Below are 17,378 nucleotides of genomic sequence, written 5' to 3'. Positions count from 1 at the left end.
TTACCATAAGTTACATAGTGCAATTTCATTTTTTTTATTTATATTTTTCATTTTATTAATTATATTAATTGACAGTTCAGAAGAGTTTTTTATATTAAAAAAATCTTCAGAAAACAAAAATAATTCTTCTTTAGGGATAGTTTGGCATTTAGTAGAGATAAAATAAGATTCTTCTGATAATAATTTGGCTTGTTGAGAAGCTCTGTACATTAATCTTTTAAAATTACATTCATAAATTTCTGGTGAAGAAAAAATTGCTCCGTATAAAAGAGAATCGCCATAATAATAAACTTCTTTTCCGTTAGAATGTTTAACTTTCCCATATTCATAATTTCCATATTCACAATCAATTTGACATAATGGAATTACTGTAATATTACAATTTACTCCAGAATAAAAACAAACTTTAATGTCGCTTGAGGAACAATTATTCAATTTAATATTCTTTATTTTCATAACTTCAATTTCTTCTTTTATGAAATCTGGTGTATTATAAAAACAATAATTCTCTGTTGAAATGAATATTAACTCTGAAACTTTAAATGGAAAATTAAATGGTTTAGAAAAAAAATGAATTTTTTTTCCTTCTTCAACTTGTGAAGAAAAAATGTATTTATTATAAATTCTTTGACCAATATTTTTTTCTTGCCATTTTCCTAAAATTTTTGAGGATAAAGAAAATTTTTGATAACCAAATTCATTATCATTGAAACATTCATTATATATTTTAGAATCTTCCTTTAATGAATATAATTCGTATTTTCCTGAAGATATTCCAGTTTCCATAGGATCAAAAAGAATTAAAAGTTGTGTTGTTTTAGAAGATTCTTGTTCTAAAGAACCTATACTAATTATTTTCATTGAAAAATATACTGCCAAAAGTAAAATAGCTATACCAACAATAATTGAAAATAAAACTGCAAAATTAAATTCTAACCCTCTTTTTTTCATATCTAATAATTAAAATTTTTTATATTATTAAATTTTGTGGTATAAATTTTATAAATTTAATTAATAATGTGAATTTTTTTTAGTTATAGATTAATTTTTAATTCACTTGTAATTAACAAGATAAATTTATCAAAATAAATTAATAGAAATTTCTAATCACAATTTTCTCCTATGCATACTAAGTTATTATTAGTTTTCTTTACGATTTTTATATTAACATTTTCTTTTGTAACTGGAATACAGTAAGGATTATTTTTTGAGGTTATTTTTTTTATATCTATATGTTTCAAAGTTAAAGTTTTAAAATCACATGCATACTTCATAGGAATAAAAAAAAAGTTATTATTTGTCAAACCATAATTTTTAAAATCTTTAAAATAATCTTTATATTCCCCTTTTTCTTTATTTTCTTTATCTCCAAAGCAGATATAAGTTATTTTAGAGGGTAAAGAGAAATTTTTTGTATAAACATATTCTCCAGAACCTGCCCATATTTTATCTATTTCATTTTGTAATTCTTCTTTAAAGATTCCAATTTGAGAACAATAAGAAAGATTAAGAAATTTTTTTATACCATAACTTGCAGCAAATATAAATATAATTATTAAAATTATAGAAAATATAGTACCAAAAGAAATCTCAATTACTGCTTTTTTATTTTTCATTTTATTATCCTATACAATCCGGTTTAGTTTTATTTTTTATGTGATATCTTATACACATATAATATATTCCATAATTTTTACAATAATCTTCTGAACAAGAACAATTTTTTTCTTTATCTTTTTTATTCAAACATATTTCTTTTTTCATTTTATTTTAAAGCGTATATAGTTTTTAAACTTGTCTTTGTTTATAATTAATTTTAAAAAGCTTTTTAATCTAATATTCTTATGAAAATACTATTGTTACACTGTGATTATATAAGATTTAAACCTGTAAAAAAAGCATTAAAAGATATTTCTGAACTAAAAAATGAAGAAAAAAAAGGAAAAGAAGTAAAAGAAACATTGGTTGTTTTAACTGCTGTTGAAAAAACAGATGAAGAAAACGAAGAAGAAATTCTAAATCTTTATATAAAAAATATAGAAGAGGTTATTAAACAAATAAAAGTAAAAAATGTAGTTATCTATCCATATGCTCATTTATCTTCTAATTTAGCAAATAGTTCTTTTGCTCAAAATATTTTAATTGAAGCTGAAAAAAAATTAAGTAAAAAATATAATGTTGTTAGAGCTCCGTTTGGCTATTATAAAGAATTTGAATTAAAATGTAAAGGACATCCTTTAGCAGAACTTTCAAGAGAAATAAAAATTTCTAAGGATATAAAAGAAAATGAAGAGAAAAAGCAAGAGAAAATTGTTGAAGAAAAATATGATTACAAACAATTATTAAATCAAATAAGTAAGTGTAAATTAGATACTTCAAGATTAAAAGACAATGATCATAGATTAATAGGACAGAGATTAAATTTATTTTCTTTTAATGAATGTGCTCCTGGAATGGTTTTTTTTCATAATAATGGGTTAATAATTTATAATGAGTTATTAAATTATTGGAGGGAAGAACATAAAAAGGAAGGTTATAAAGAAATATCAACTCCTTTAATTTTAGATAAAAGATTATGGCAAATTTCTGGCCATTGGGAAAAATATAGAGAAAATATATTTTTAACAAAATATGAAGGAAGAGATTTTGCAGTAAAACCTATGAATTGTCCGGGAGGATTACTAGTTTATAGAAATACAGTAAACTCTTATAAAGACTTACCTATAAGAGTTGCAGAAGTTGGAATAGTACACAGACAAGAATTATCTGGTGTTTTAGCAGGCTTGTTTAGATTAATAAAATTTACACAAGATGATGCTCACATATTTTGTAAAGATGAGAAACAAATAGAGATAGAAATAGAAAAAATAATAGAATTGACAGAAAGGATTTATTCTAAATTAGGAGTAAGTTTAGATCATATAGAATTAAGTACAAGGCCTGAAAAAAGGATTGGTAGTGATGAATTATGGGACAAAGCAGAAAAAATATTAGAAAAAGTATTAAAAAAAAGTAAGCTAGAATATAGAATTAATAAAGGGGAAGGAGCTTTTTACGGACCAAAAATAGATTTTCATATTAAAGATTCTCTTAATAGAAATTGGCAGTGTGGTACAATACAACTTGATTTTGCGATGCCTGAGAGATTTGATATTTTTTACATAGATGAAAAGAACGAAAGAAAAAGGCCAATAATGATTCATAGAACAGTGTTAGGAAGTTTTGAAAGATTTATTGGTATATTATTAGAACATTTAAATGGAAATCTTCCAGTTTGGCTCTCTCCGGTACAAGTTAGAATAATTTCTTGTACAGATAGAAATATAAAATCTGTCTTAAATTTAGAAGAAAAATTAAAAAAAGAAGGGATAAGAGTAGATATAGATATTAAAAGTGAAACAGTTAATAATAAAATTAGAAATTCAGAATTAATGAAAATACCATATGTTATTGTAATTGGAGACAAAGAAGAAGAAAATAATACCATTGCTATCAGAAAAAGAGGAAAGAATGAAAAACCAGAGTTTAATATTAGAATTGAAGATTTTATTAAAAAAATAAAAAAAGAAATTATAGAAAGAATCTAATTAAATTAATATATTATATTTTTAATATTATTTTATATATTCCCACTTGGAGAAGTATAAAAATCAATAATTAATAAATTTATTAAAAGGATTAATCTTTTAAAGTTATTTTAAATTATTAGTTTATGAAAATATATCAAATCATAAAATCAATTGAAAACAATAAAGATTTTCTTAACTTAAAAACAAAATATCCAAAAATGTTTCTTTATGCAATATTTTATGTCTTTGAAGAAAAAAATATTATTTGCGAATTTGATTATTATTTAGAAAGAGATAAAATTGCTATTTTTTCTATTAAAGAGAATATAATAAAGATGAAAATTTCTAAAATGAATGAAATAAAAAATATAAAAAAACCATCAAAATTAAAAAAGATATGTTCAAATTTTGAAGATATAAAAGAAATTATTTATAAAGAATTCAGAAAAAATGAAATAAGAAGTTTAATAGAAAAAATAATATTAATTTTGATCAATGAAAAGAATGAAAATATATGGAAAGTAAATTGTATAACTAAAAGTTTAGATATAATAAATATGGAAGTTTTAGATAAGAACAAGGAAATAAATAAATTTGATAGAAAAAGCTTATTTGATTTTATAAAATTTAATAAAAAATGAGAGGTAAATTTATAGTTTTTGAAGGAATTGACGGATGTGGTAAGACAACAGAACTTTTGTTATTATCTAAGTATATATTTTCAAAAAATAAATATAATAACATAATTTTAACAAGAGAACCATATAAGTTATTAAAAATAAGAGAATTATTAAACAAAATAAAAAGTCCTTATGAAAAAGAAAAGATTTTAATAAAGTTATTTATTGAAGATAGAAAAATTCATATAAAAGAAATTATTAAGCCTGCTTTAAAAAGGAATTTTTATGTTTTAAGTGACAGATACAAATATTCTACAATTGCCTATCAAGCAGCCCAAGGAGTTGATATAAAAAAATTAATTAATCTTAATAAAAATTTTATAATTCCTGATATAGTATTTATAATAGATGTTCCAGTTTCATTATCTTTGAAGAGAATGTTAAAAGAAAAAAGAACAAAACAAAAATTTGAAAATGATATAAATTTTTTAGAAAAAGTAAGGAATAATTATTTAAAATTGCCGCTTCTTTTTCCTAACGAAAAAATTTATATAATAGACGGAACAAAAAGAATAGAAAAAGTTTATAATAAAATTAAAAGTATTTATGAAAAAGAAATAGAAAAATAATACTTCAAAATAGCTTTTAAATAATTTTTCTTTAAATTTATAAATTATTTTTTTATAGAAATTATATGTTCATCCCTAAAAAAAACGAAATTCGAAAACCAAGTAAAACATTAGCAGGAGTTACTCCAATTGCAGTTATGACTTATCCAAGAAAATGTAATCATGGAACTTGTTTATATTGTCCTAGTTTAGATGTTCCGCAAAGTTATACTCCTTTATCTCCTCCTGTAATAAGAGCAAAAATGTTAAATTATGATCCATATAAACAAGTAAAAGCTAGATTAAAAGCATTTAAATTAATGAATCATCCTACTGATAAAATAGAAATTATTGTTATGGGCGGTACTTTTTTACAATATCCTTTAAATTATCAATATGAATTTATTAAAGCAATTTATGATGCTTTAAATGGAAAAAAATCAAAAAATTTAGAAGAAGCAAAAAAATTGAATGAAAAAGCAAAACATAGATGTGTTGCTTTATGTATAGAAACTAGACCGGATAGTTGTTCAAAAGAAGAAATAAAAAGAATGTTAGAATTTGGTTGCACTAGAGTTGAATTAGGCGTTCAAATACCTGATGATTACATTTATAAAAAAATTAATAGAGGACATACAGTTAAAGATGTTATTGATGCGACAAGAAGATTAAAAGAAGCTGGATTTAAAGTAGGATATCATATAATGCCTGGATTACCTTACAGTAATATTAAAAAAGATTTAATTCTTTTCAAGAAAATTTTTTCTGATGAAAGATTTAGACCAGATCAATTAAAAATTTATCCTTGTCAGGTTTTAAAGAGCTCTGCTCTTGTTGAATTATATAAAAAAGGAAAATATAAACCTTATACTAAAGAGCAAATATCTTCATTGTTAATTAAAATGTTAAAAGTTGTTCCAGAATATTGTAGAGTCATGAGGATAATGAGAGAGATCCCTCCAGTTTATCTGGTTGATGGGACAACAAGAATAGATTTAAGAGCAGAAATAGAATATTTACTCAAGAAGAATAAAGTAAAATTAAAAGAAATAAGATATAGAGAAATAGGATTTGCTATGAGAGATTCAAAAAAAGAAATAAATAATAAATTAAAATTGAAAAAATTAGAATATAAAGCATCTAAAGGAAAAGAAATATTTTTGCAATTTGTTAATAAAGATAATATTTTATTTGCTTTATTAAGATTGAGAATAAGAAAAAACTCTTCTATTGTAAGAGAGTTACATGTTTATGGGAAGGCAGAAAAAATAGGTAAAAAAAGTAAAGATGGAATACAACATAAAGGTCTTGGAAAAAAATTAATGAAAGAAGCAGAAAAGTTAACAAAATATTACAAAAAAAAGAAGATCTATGTTATTTCTGGGGTTGGAGTAAGAGATTATTACAGAAAATTAGGTTATAGATTAGAAGAATATTATATGGTAAAAGATTTATAAAAAATATAAAAAATAAAAAAGTTATTAACATATAAAATTAATTTTACAACTACACAAAATTCATTATAAAAAAAATAAAATAAAAATTTAAGTACAAGAAATTGTTTCTATAGTACCACAAACCATCTTTTTATCTTTGTCTAAATAAACAGTTAATGCTGCTTGTGTAGGATCTGTAATAGTGGTTGTTACAGTATTAAAACCAATTTGTAGATTTGATATTTCTTTGTTTTCTGATGCTGTTGAGTTTAAAAAGCTAACCATTGCTACTCCAACATTCCCACCAGTATATTCAATTATAGCATTTTTATTGGTCTTTGAACAACTTTTTAAATCAATCACTATATTTAGACAATCTGCTTTAACAAGATGTTCTGATTGTCCTTTTAGCATATTATTTACAACTGCCCAAACAACTAAAACTGCTGCGATTGCTATTAAAACAATAAGCAAAGTTGCTACAATTGTAGATAAACCTTTTTTGTTCATTTTTTACCTCCTTTTATATTTTTATTATTGATAAGATTAATATTTTTTTATTTATAAACTTTTCTAAAAAAACAAAATATTTATAAAACAAGAAATAGAGAATAGAACATGGGATTTATAGTAAATATATCAAGAAGAGATGGAAAAACTTTTCACATAGAATTAGAACTAGAAAATATTATAGGAAGAAAAATAAATGAAACAATAAATGGAGAAGAGATCCATTCTGACTTAAATGGATATATTTTAAAAATAACTGGCTTAAGTGATAAAGCTGGTTTTCCATCTTTACCAGAAGAAGAAGGATTTTCATTAAGAAAGAAACTACTAAAATATGGGAGAGGTATGAGAGAAAAGAAACCTAAAGGATTAAGAAAGAAAAAAACAGTAAGAGGTAATATTATATGTAATGAAACACGGCAAATAAACATGATTGTAGAAAAAGAAGGAAATAAAAAGCTTGAAGAAATTTTTCCTGATCAATGTAAACCAAAGGAAAAGAAAGAAGAAAATAATAAAAATGTTGAAGAAAAAATAGAAAATAAAGAAGAGGCAAATAAATAAAATGGCAGAAAAAAAAGAAAAAAAAGGGAAAAAAAAGCATATTAATAAAAAACCTAGTGAGAAATGGAAAAAGTATAAGATAGTAGGAGAAAAATTGGAAAAAGAAAGAATATGTCCGAGATGTGGGATTGGAGTTTTTTTAGCAAAGCATAAAAATAGAATATATTGTGGGAAATGTCATTATACAGAATTCTCTTCTAACTAAATTTTATATTTATAAAAAATCATAATAAAAAGAATAGAATCTAATATAAATGCTTTATTAAATAGAAAAAATTGGATAAACCTAATAATCTGAGGTAAATTTATATTTAAAACCCTAGAGGAGGCAAATTTAGCTTTCAAAAGAGATGCTAAATTGCCTCTTCTGGGGAAAAAGAGGTGATAATAATTATAATATATACAGGTTTATAAATCTTTCTATTTTATTGTCATTTTAAAGTTATAACAAAATCTTTATTTTTACCTAAAATTATAAAGAATAATATTTAAAAGGTTTTTGTTTTTTATTTAAAAAATAATACAATGGAAAAATTTGAAAAAGAATATTTTATTGACAGTAAAATTGGGTCAGAAGAATTTTATAATCTAATTACTGGAAAAGAAGTTTCATGGCAATCTATAATATATGATTTAATAAATACAGAAAAACTAGATCCTTGGAATATTGACTTAGTTTTATTAACGAATAAATATTTGGAAAGAATAAAAAAATTAGAAGAAGAAAATTTTTTTATTTCTTCTAAAGTTTTATTAGCTGCTGCATTACTATTAAGAATAAAATCAGAAATTTTAATTAATCGATATATAAAAAGTTTAGATGAAATACTTTTTGGAAAAGAAGAAAAACCGAAAATAAAAAAAGAATTTAATTTAGAAATAAAAGAGATCCCTCCTTTATTTTTAAAAACTCCTTTACCTAGGTATAAAAAAGTTTCTTTACAAGAATTAATAAATGCTTTAAATAAAGCTATATCTACAGAAAATAGAAGAATAAAGAAGGAATTAATAAAAAAACAAATTGAGTATGAAACAGAGATTGTTTTACCTAAAAAAACTTTCAACATAAGAGAAAAAATAAGAAATATTTATGCTAGAATCATTACTTCATTTAAGAAAAAGCAAAGTAAGATAAGTTATTCCGAATTAACAAATGATAATAAAGAAGAAAAGAAAATTTGTTTTTTACCTATATTACACTTAGATAGCCAAAAAAGAATTTTATTAGAACAAGAAAAACATTTTGATGAAATATATATATGGTTATATAAAGATTATAAAAAAAATTTTTTTAATAAAAATTTGCAAAAAGGAATTACAAAAAAAGAAGAAGAAAAGAAAAATTTAGATAAAACAGAAAATATTGCAAGTTTTGATGATCCTCTCGCAAATTTTTTTGAAGCTTTTGCATTAAAATAAGTTTATAAATTAAACTAGTTTAGTTTTCTTTATTTATCTAAATATTTTATAATTTTAAATAGATGGCATATTAATAGTTATAGAACATTGTGTATTATCTGGTTGATTATTTGATTCATCTTTACATTTTATATAATAAGTTTTTCCTTCTTTGAATTCTGCATAATGTTCTGTTCCTATGATTTTTCTCATTTCTATACCTTCTTCTATTATAAAATTACATTTTTGTTGTGAATTTAAAGAAAAATAGCAAGATGCATTTTCATTTGTCACTATTTTTAACCTTGAAGAATCTCTATAAACTCTAATTACTTGTGGTGGATCTTTATCAACATAGACATTAAAGTTAATTGACGTTGTTGCTAAATTTCCTGCCAAATCAATACATTTAAAATAATATTTATAATTTCCGGAAGGTAAGTCTTGATTTTGCTCATGAATGTTTGTACCTGTTTTAAACATTTTTACAAAAGAACCATTTTCATTATTTGAAAAATAACAAGTTGCGTCTCCTCTATTACTTTCTCCGTTTGATGTTTCTACTTTTAAAGTTACTGGAATAACTTTTGTTGAACCAGATATTGTTGTTGAATTAGGATAAACGCTAATTATATCTAAAGGAGAAGAACCTCTTAAAGTGTATACATAACTATCTGTATTTGTATTATTGAACATATCCTTACATTTAAAGTAAAAAATATTATTTTCTCTATTTTTTAATCCGGTTAGATTTGCTATACATCTGTAATACCCTCTATTATCTTGCTGATAAATTTGATTATAACATATCATGTTGTACTCCATTTGTTCATATCTCATGTCTACTCTACTCCATTTACATTCTGCTGGTTCGTTTGTAAATATAGTTACCTCTAGTGATTCTAGATTATATTGAAAAGGGGCATTATTAATTGGATTTACTTCTTCAATTTTAGGAGCAGTAGAATCAGGACCTTTTTCTACACAAAAAGAAACTGCAAATTCGTCAACATTATAATTTCCGTTAGCATCCTTACATCTTATATATAAAGTAAAAGTTCCGTCATGTTTTAATGTTGGTTCTACTGATGATAAATGCTCTGGTGAAGGAAGATTTAATGTTTGGGAATGATTATATTTAAATAAAGCACTATTTCCCATAAAATATTGCATATCTTCAAATTTAGTTGTGTGATTATAATCTATTTTACATTGCGTTGGTTCGTTTGTTGTTATTCCGAAAGTTATAGGAGAAAATGCTTTTAAGCATTTATCAGGAGATTTTTCATATAGTATCTTATATCCAATTGCTGGTGGCCTTACACTATTATCAGGAGCATAAATATGTTCTTTTGTTAAAATTTCTCTCCATGGTTGTATTACAGGAGAAGTAACATCTTTTGGATTTATCCATACACATTTTTCTTCTTTTGTTCCTTTGTTAATTAATTGACATGCTTGACCTAATGATTTACATCTATATTCACTACAAGGATATTTATCATTATTGCATTTTTCACAATCATTACCTCCAATTGGTGCTTCAAATGCATGACATTCAAATTTAACAATCTTTTTTGATTCTGTTTTATATGATAATAAGAAAACTATTATTCCTGCACTTATTCCAACTAATCCTGCATTTTTTCCTATCCAACCTTTATCTTTAAAAAACGTTTCTATCAATGTTTTTGTCATCATTCCTGAAAAAACTGCTAAAGATGCTGCATTAACTTGTTTCTCGTTTAATCCTAACATTCTTCCAAACATTTGCATTGCTGCTACAATTCCCATCGCATAAACAAATCCTTTAAGAATTTCTGCTGGTTTTCCTGTTAAACCAAGAAAAGGTTTAACTTGTTCTGAAGGGGGTTGTGGTTGTGTTGGAGAAGAAATTTCTATTGGTGAAGATGGTATATCTATTGGTTGATCAATTGGTGGAACTAAACTTAATGATAATCTTAATGTACCACTACTATAATTATAATAAATATCATCTGGGTTTGATCCTAATTGTATGTAACCATTTCCACTAACTAACTTTACATCTTTAAATAAAAATAAGACAGCATTGATAATAGGCAAGAATATTCTATTTGATATAGGATTATTAAAATTTCCTCTTGACGAATTTGATGAATAAGAAGATGTTTGTTTTCCTTGAGAGGTTGTTTTTGATTTTCCTTGAACTCCTAAAAAATTTACTTTACTTCCACAATCTCCTAATGCTTGACATTTCTGCTCTTGTTCTTTTCTCCAAGAATCACTTAAACATTCACAATTTTCTATACAATCTTTTCCACCTAATAAACTTTTTTCATACTTTACTATACATGTAATTGATGCTTGATTACATATTTGCTCTGCTTCATTATTCCAAAATTCAAAACCAGGAGCATCTAAAGGAACACAAGCAATAGTATCATTAGAGACTTCATTTTTATTAGAAATCCATTTACAATCTCTTTGATCTGTATTCAAGCAATCTTCTTTTTTAAGTTGAGATGTACAATCATGCCATCTATTTACACTACACGCTCCTTGAGAAAAATCTCCAAATTCTGTCTTTATTTTATCCTCTACACAAACTTGTTGCCTATAGTCTGCACAAGGTTCTATAATTTCTTCTCCATTTGCGCATATATGTCTATAATAACGAGAGCCAACAGAATCTTTATATTTATCAGTGCTACACCAAGTTTCTCCATGTTTGTAATTTTTTCCATCAATATTACAATTTAAATCCCTACATATATACTCGCCATAATTTGGCTTAATCCCTTCTTTTTGATAATTTCCACATCTGCTTCCTAACAAATAATTACAATTTCCACATGAAGCAGAATTAATATTACTTAAACCATAACCACAAGATTGCTCAACTGAAATAACTTTATCCCAATAAACTTTATCTTTTATTCTTGAGGAATCATAAATATTTGCTATATTTCCACAAGAATCAATAAAATGCACTCTTCCTTCATAACAAATTGTTTTTTCTGTCATTCCACAATTAGTTGCTAATTCTTCTGAAGAACATAATTTGTCTTTATAAAATGTAGCATTACTTGTTATTGTAGAATTTCCTACCCTTTTTTGTGTATTTATGTTATTACAATCATTTCTGGTTGTAAATTTGCATGTTCTTTCATAATCTATCTCATAAACACATGCTCCTCTATCTTCTAGGGATGCTAAACTTATACAATCTAACTCGTTTGTGATTGTTTTTCTAAAATCTACTGCAATACCATAAAAAGAAGATATTTTTTTACATCTTGTTAATGTAGTGAAAGCTGCTTGTCCATTTAAAACACAACATCCTAATTCACATTGTGGAATTGAACATGAAGAAGAATCTGACCAAGTTCCATTATTCATTAAACAAACTTTTTCAGGTGTATTTTCCATACATATTCCTTCTTGAGAATCATAACAACAACCTAATTTACAATAAGATGTTGATTCGCATGATGTTGGTGTAGATAAATAATTTGAATCACATTCTGTAGAGGGAGCATTTTGACACCACGCACCATTTTTAGTTCTTTCACAACAAGAAGTTACTTCTGCTGCTTTAACAGAAGAAATTTCTGAAGATGTAATTAAATAAGCAAAAGCAAAAGTTGCTGTTAAAAGTAAGAGAATTTCAAATATGCTTATTATTTTATCTTTTTTTCCTCTTTTATTTCTCATTTTTTATTCTGGATTTTTTTCTTTTTATTTTTCTTTATCACATCTTTTTTATTTTCTTTTATTGATTTTTACTTCTCTTAATCTTTTTTATACGCTTTTCTTTTTTATTTTATTTATTTTTTTGCTCTTTTTTACTTTTCTATTTTTTCTTTCTTGTATATTTTTTATTTTCTTCTCTCTCTTTTATTCTTTTACATCACCTCTTTTCCCCTAAACAACAATACCATAACCTCCAGGAAAATTTAAACTTCTTGTCGCAAATACTAATTTTTCATTTGTATTTTTATCTGTCAATATATAAATTTTAGTTCCATCATCTTGCCTATATTTTTCTATTTTTATTTCTGGATAATATATCATATAAGTTAAAATATCGGTATCACCATATTTAGCTTCTAGATTAAGTATTGATGAAGAAATTATAATCAAATCGTATATTTTTGATGGAATTTTTGATTCTAATTTTGTTATTCTAATTTTAGAATCTTTTTCTAAAACTATATCTGTATCTAAAGATAATTTAACATTGTTTTGTAATATTTCTATAGAAGGACTATTTTTTATATAATTTATTTTATAACCTTGAGATTCTGCACTTTTTTTAATATTTTCTATACACAAATTTATTTTTGGTTTTAATTCATCAATTAATTCTCTTTCTATATGTTGTTTTAATAAAGGCTGTTGCATAACACAAGTTTTATAATTTTCGTTAGTGTAACATAAATATTCTATTTTATCTCCTTGATAAGAATAATATAGTTTAGGATTTTTACTCCCTCCATTTGAAGCAATTAAAGAAATTTCTTTTTTCAAATCATTTTCTATACATTTTTGAAAATCAATTTCCGGGGAGGATGAGATAAAGATTGTTTTTACTTTTGGCCAAAAAATTATTAATAATAAAGCAACAATAAAAATAGAAATAATTATAAATAAAGTTAATTGTGCTTTTTTGTTTTTCATTTTAGTATAAATTCTTTCTTATTTATAAACATTTTTGTTAATTTATTATATATTTCTTATAATTATGCTACATTGAGAAGGTAAATTTCCATAAATATCCTTACATTTTATGTAATATGTTTTGCCATATTGAACTGGGGTAGTATGAATTTTCCCGTAATTTTCCATCGAAGTTCCGTTTTCATACATAAAGTTACAATTAGATGCAGAATAACTACAATAAGATTCTTCATCTGTTATTATTGTTAAAATTCCAAGAGAAGAATAAGTTCTAATTACTTTTGGGGCTTTTGTATCTGTCTGTAAGTAAAAAGTTGTGCTGTTTAAAGCAATATTTCCTGCCTTATCTATACACTTAACATATATTGTATAATCCCCTTCAATAATTTGATTAAAAGTTTGTTTGTGTTTTGTTGAACCAGTTTCATAAAACATTGAAAAATCTTTACCATTAAAAGAGTAATAGCATGTAGCTTTTCCATCAACCCCACCAGAAGTTGTTGCAATTAATTCTATAGTAAATGGAGATGTTCCTGCTAAAATTTCACCTTTAGGTAGAATAGAATCTATATTTAATTGAGATAAAGATTTTTTTATTGTATAACCATTTAATGGTTGAGGTTGTAAATTTACATTTCTTAAAGATTCATTTTCTTCTTCATACCATGGTTGATCTTTGCATTTTATAAATATTGTATAATTGTCTTTTGTATTTATTTCTGCATAACAAGGAAAACCAAATATTGTTTGCATAGAAAGATAAGAATTTAAAATATCTTCTTTTGTGTAAGATATCTCAGAAAAATTTATTTCTACTTCTGTTTCATCTTCTGTTTCGTTGATTGAAGAAAAAAGTTCTTCTGGAGAAAGTATTTTATTTGAGGAGCAACTAAAATTATATTCCATTTCATCATAATTTTTATTAATAAAACTATACTTACATTCTGCTGGTTCGTTTGTGAAAATTGTTAAAGAAAAATTATTTTTTTCAAAACCTAAATAAGCATTTTCTTCTTCTGGAGAAAATTTATTTATTATAGGTGGTGTTTTATCTGGTTCTGGTTTTACACATGTTTTTATTATATAATCTACAGTATTTTTATTTCCCCAATCATCTTGACATCTTATATAAAAATTAATTGTTCCTGTTCTAGTTGGACTAAAACCGATTGCTCCTAATAAATCTGCAGAAGGTAATTTATATAATAAAGTGTGATTTTCTTGGTAAATTGTATTGGGAAAATATTCTGGAATATTATCAAAATATGTAGGAGAACTTCCAGGATTTAAAGAAATTTTACATTGAGAAACTTCATTAGTTGTTATTCCTAATAAAATATCTTGCCATGCTTCAAAGCATTCGTTATTTTTTGTTTTTATTTCATAACCATTTTGAAGTTCATTATAAGTATAATTATCAAATTTTAATGGAGAAATGATTGGAGCAGTATGATCATTAATACTTGCTATACATTTTTCCTGTGGTGTTCCTTCATTTATGAATTTACATGCTGTTCCTAAAGAAGTACATTTATATCTATTGCAAGGGAGGTATTCATTTTTATTACAAAAATCGCAATTTTCTCCTCCAATTGGAACTTGATAAGGAGAGCATGTTGAAGTAACTTGCACTACTTTCTTTTTTCCTATTCCAAATAAAAAACTTAAAATTATTATAGTTAAACCAATAAATCCTAAAGTTGTAATGCTAAACCATCCTTGAGTAATTCCATAAAAAGCAACTACAGCTCCTATTACTCCAATTGCAATTGCTGCTCCTTCACTTAGCCCAAAAAATTTTGATAGCATATAACCTATTGAAAAACCTGCAAGAAGACTTGATAACTTTGAAAGAAATGGTAAAGAAAATATTGCTTCTTTAACAGTAGTAACTCCTGTGAATGCTAATTCAAATATTTGAGAAAGAGTTGCCCCAGTTCCTGCTAAATTATGTAAGGAAATAGCATAAAGTATTCCTGTTCCACCAATGATACTTCCTAAGAAAGAAGAGGAAAATAATTTTTCTGATTCTAACATTTCTGGAGGGATATTCATCCTATTGATAATATAACTTAAATTTTCAATACTAGCATATTCTCCTATCTCTATATTTAATAAATTTGAGTAATTAAGATTTTTTATATCTTGAGCGGTTATTGGTGGTGCTCGTGAAACTTTAAAACTACTTGTTGTAACTTCACCAGCAACATTAATTTGAGCTCCACAATCACCTAAACTTCTACAAAATTCATTCATTTTTAATGTAAATTCTTTTGTAAGACAATCACAATTGGCTTTGCATTTCCATCCAGAAAATTTTTTCACATAAATAACTTTACAAGTTTGAGATGCCATAGAACATATTTCTTTAGAAGAACCCTCTCTATTTGTTAAATCAAATGCTGGTTTATATTTAGGTAGACATATTGGAAAATTAAAATATTTATCTATATCTATTTGTTTCACATAACAAAATTCATTTTTTAAACACTCATTCATCATATCATTTGTTGTTTGCCCTTCTACATTATTATTAATTTGAAAATTATAATTTAAACAATCTTGCCATAAATTGACTATACATGAAGCAGAAGAAAAGTTTTCATTAGTTATGTTATTTATAATTATATCTGATTGAATACATATTTTATCTCTATATTCATCACAAGGCTGTATTGAAAATTCTCCATTATAACAAGTTGCTATATAATGACGAGAACCTACAGGATCACTTCCAGAAATTGTCTTGTGAACTATTGGAACATCCCTAGATATAAAAGGATTAATTCTTTCTCTTTTATACCCGATAATTAAATCTTGGGTTTCATTTCCAATTGTTGTTTCATAGATACACCATTGTTCCCCATGTTTTTTATCTCCTTTTAACAAAACTTCTCCTTTTGTGTTTATGGCAAGAGGAACATCATAACAATTTAAATCCTTACAATAAAAATTTCCATAATTTGGCTTAGCATTTTGTGGAGATCTTCCTTCAATATAATTTCCGCATCTACTACCTAATAGATAATTACAATTTCCACATGAAGCAGAATTAATATTTCCTGAGTTATTATTGCAAGATTCTTCTTTTGAAAAAATTTTTGTCCAATATTCTATAGAACTGTTGTCATTTGGATTATAAATTTTTGATGAATCGTAAATATTTGCTATATTTCCACAAGAATCAACAAAATATACTTCATCTTTTCCATCAACACAAGTTGTATTTGTTGTTGGATTACAAGTAGTGTTTAATTCTGCAGCTGTACATAAATAATTTTCATAAAAATAAGAATAACTCCCTGTTTGTCTTATACATTCCTCTTTTGTTAAAATTTTACAATTTGTTTTTTCATCTGTAACAAATAAACATGCTCCTTTAATTGTACTTTTTTCTAAGGCGATACATTCAATTTCTGTCATTCCCTGCCTGAAGTCATAATTTGTTATTGTTGATAATCCATTAAGCAAAGTCAAAATTTCACATTTTTTTGCGTTAACAAAGATTGTTTTATCTCCTATAATACAACATCCTGGTTTACATTCATTATAATTACAAGAAGCATCATCCTTCCATTCGGTATTAGATTCTCTACATAAAATTTCTGGTGTATTTGGAATACAATTTCCTTCTTGTTTATCTATACAACATCCTAATTTACATTCGCTAACTTCCGAACATCTTGAATATGAGCATAATTGATTACATTCTTCACTACATTTTGCATAAGGAATTTCTTGACATATTTGACCATTTTTTGTTTCTGGACAACAATTAATAATATCTTGGGAAGCACTTACAATAGTAATAGAATTTGTTGCTATTCCTATTAAATAAGCAAAAGCAAAAGTTGCTGTTAAAAGTAAGAGAATTTCAAATATGCTTATTATTTTATCTTTTTTTCCTCTTTTATTTCTCATTTTTTATTCTGGATTTTTTTCTTTTTATTTTTCTTTATCACATCTTTTTTATTTTCTTTTATTGATTTTTACTTCTCTTAATCTTTTTTA

Annotated in this window: 14 protein-coding genes; 7 read left to right on the top strand and 7 right to left on the bottom strand. The window is 24.8% G+C overall.

Annotation, left to right across the window (positions count from 1 at the left end):
• From QW117_01870 to QW117_01860, 3 genes are all read right to left on the bottom strand, one after another.
• Positions 1 to 951 carry a hypothetical protein gene (locus QW117_01870; protein MEM3405701.1) on the bottom strand — a complete coding sequence of 317 codons (951 nt, stop codon included), beginning with the start codon at positions 949 to 951 and terminating at the stop codon, positions 1 to 3.
• 152 nt (positions 952 to 1,103) lie between these two features.
• Positions 1,104 to 1,616, bottom strand: a complete 513-nt coding sequence (locus tag QW117_01865) for a hypothetical protein (protein ID MEM3405700.1) — start codon at positions 1,614 to 1,616, stop codon at positions 1,104 to 1,106.
• A gap of 4 nt (positions 1,617 to 1,620) precedes the next feature.
• Positions 1,621 to 1,764 (bottom strand): hypothetical protein, encoded by a 144-nt coding sequence (locus QW117_01860; protein ID MEM3405699.1) that lies wholly within the window; start codon positions 1,762 to 1,764, stop codon positions 1,621 to 1,623.
• 80 nt (positions 1,765 to 1,844) lie between these two features.
• Between QW117_01860 and thrS the strand changes: the two genes are divergently transcribed.
• The 4 genes from thrS to QW117_01840 all read left to right on the top strand — a co-directional run bounded on the left by thrS (position 1,845) and on the right by QW117_01840 (position 6,254).
• Positions 1,845 to 3,587, top strand: coding sequence for a threonine--tRNA ligase (gene thrS / locus QW117_01855; GenBank protein ID MEM3405698.1), 1,743 nt, complete (start codon positions 1,845 to 1,847; stop codon positions 3,585 to 3,587).
• Between the two features lie 125 nt (positions 3,588 to 3,712).
• Positions 3,713 to 4,210 (top strand): hypothetical protein, encoded by a 498-nt coding sequence (locus tag QW117_01850; GenBank protein ID MEM3405697.1) that lies wholly within the window; start codon positions 3,713 to 3,715, stop codon positions 4,208 to 4,210.
• Entirely contained in the window at positions 4,207 to 4,818 is a 612-nt protein-coding gene (tmk, locus tag QW117_01845; GenBank protein ID MEM3405696.1) for a dTMP kinase, read from the top strand. Before QW117_01850 ends, tmk begins: the two co-directional genes overlap by 4 nt.
• Before the next feature lie 65 nt (positions 4,819 to 4,883).
• A complete protein-coding gene (locus QW117_01840; protein MEM3405695.1) occupies positions 4,884 to 6,254 on the top strand; it encodes a tRNA uridine(34) 5-carboxymethylaminomethyl modification radical SAM/GNAT enzyme Elp3 in 1,371 nt (456 codons plus the stop codon).
• 87 nt (positions 6,255 to 6,341) lie between these two features.
• Here QW117_01840 and QW117_01835 read toward each other — a convergent pair whose 3' ends face one another.
• Positions 6,342 to 6,743, bottom strand: a complete 402-nt coding sequence (locus tag QW117_01835; GenBank protein MEM3405694.1) for an archaellin/type IV pilin N-terminal domain-containing protein — start codon at positions 6,741 to 6,743, stop codon at positions 6,342 to 6,344.
• A 108-nt stretch (positions 6,744 to 6,851) separates the two neighbouring features.
• On the opposite strand from QW117_01835, the gene QW117_01830 reads away from it, so the two are divergent.
• The 3 genes from QW117_01830 (at position 6,852) to QW117_01820 (ending at position 8,726) form a co-directional block, all read left to right on the top strand.
• Positions 6,852 to 7,307: a S6e family ribosomal protein gene (locus QW117_01830; GenBank protein ID MEM3405693.1), complete on the top strand. Its 456-nt coding sequence runs from the start codon at positions 6,852 to 6,854 to the stop codon at positions 7,305 to 7,307.
• Between the two features lies 1 nt (position 7,308).
• Positions 7,309 to 7,512 carry a 30S ribosomal protein S27ae gene (locus QW117_01825; protein ID MEM3405692.1) on the top strand — a complete coding sequence of 68 codons (204 nt, stop codon included), beginning with the start codon at positions 7,309 to 7,311 and terminating at the stop codon, positions 7,510 to 7,512.
• Between the two features lie 320 nt (positions 7,513 to 7,832).
• Positions 7,833 to 8,726 carry a segregation/condensation protein A gene (locus tag QW117_01820; GenBank protein MEM3405691.1) on the top strand — a complete coding sequence of 298 codons (894 nt, stop codon included), beginning with the start codon at positions 7,833 to 7,835 and terminating at the stop codon, positions 8,724 to 8,726.
• A 54-nt stretch (positions 8,727 to 8,780) separates the two neighbouring features.
• Here the strand turns inward: QW117_01820 and QW117_01815 are convergent, their stop codons facing one another.
• The 3 genes from QW117_01815 to QW117_01805 all read right to left on the bottom strand — a co-directional run bounded on the left by QW117_01815 (position 8,781) and on the right by QW117_01805 (position 17,288).
• A complete protein-coding gene (locus tag QW117_01815; protein ID MEM3405690.1) occupies positions 8,781 to 12,401 on the bottom strand; it encodes a hypothetical protein in 3,621 nt (1,206 codons plus the stop codon).
• A 210-nt stretch (positions 12,402 to 12,611) separates the two neighbouring features.
• Complete coding sequence (locus QW117_01810) at positions 12,612 to 13,367, bottom strand: hypothetical protein (GenBank protein ID MEM3405689.1); 756 nt, start codon at positions 13,365 to 13,367, stop codon at positions 12,612 to 12,614.
• 45 nt (positions 13,368 to 13,412) lie between these two features.
• A complete protein-coding gene (locus QW117_01805; GenBank protein MEM3405688.1) occupies positions 13,413 to 17,288 on the bottom strand; it encodes a hypothetical protein in 3,876 nt (1,291 codons plus the stop codon).
• Positions 17,289 to 17,378 lie beyond the last annotated feature (90 nt).

The organism is Candidatus Pacearchaeota archaeon (assembly GCA_038874355.1).
Lineage (GTDB): Archaea > Nanobdellota > Nanobdellia > Pacearchaeales > GW2011-AR1 > JAVZCO01.
This window is presented reverse-complemented; position numbering and strand designations above follow the sequence as displayed.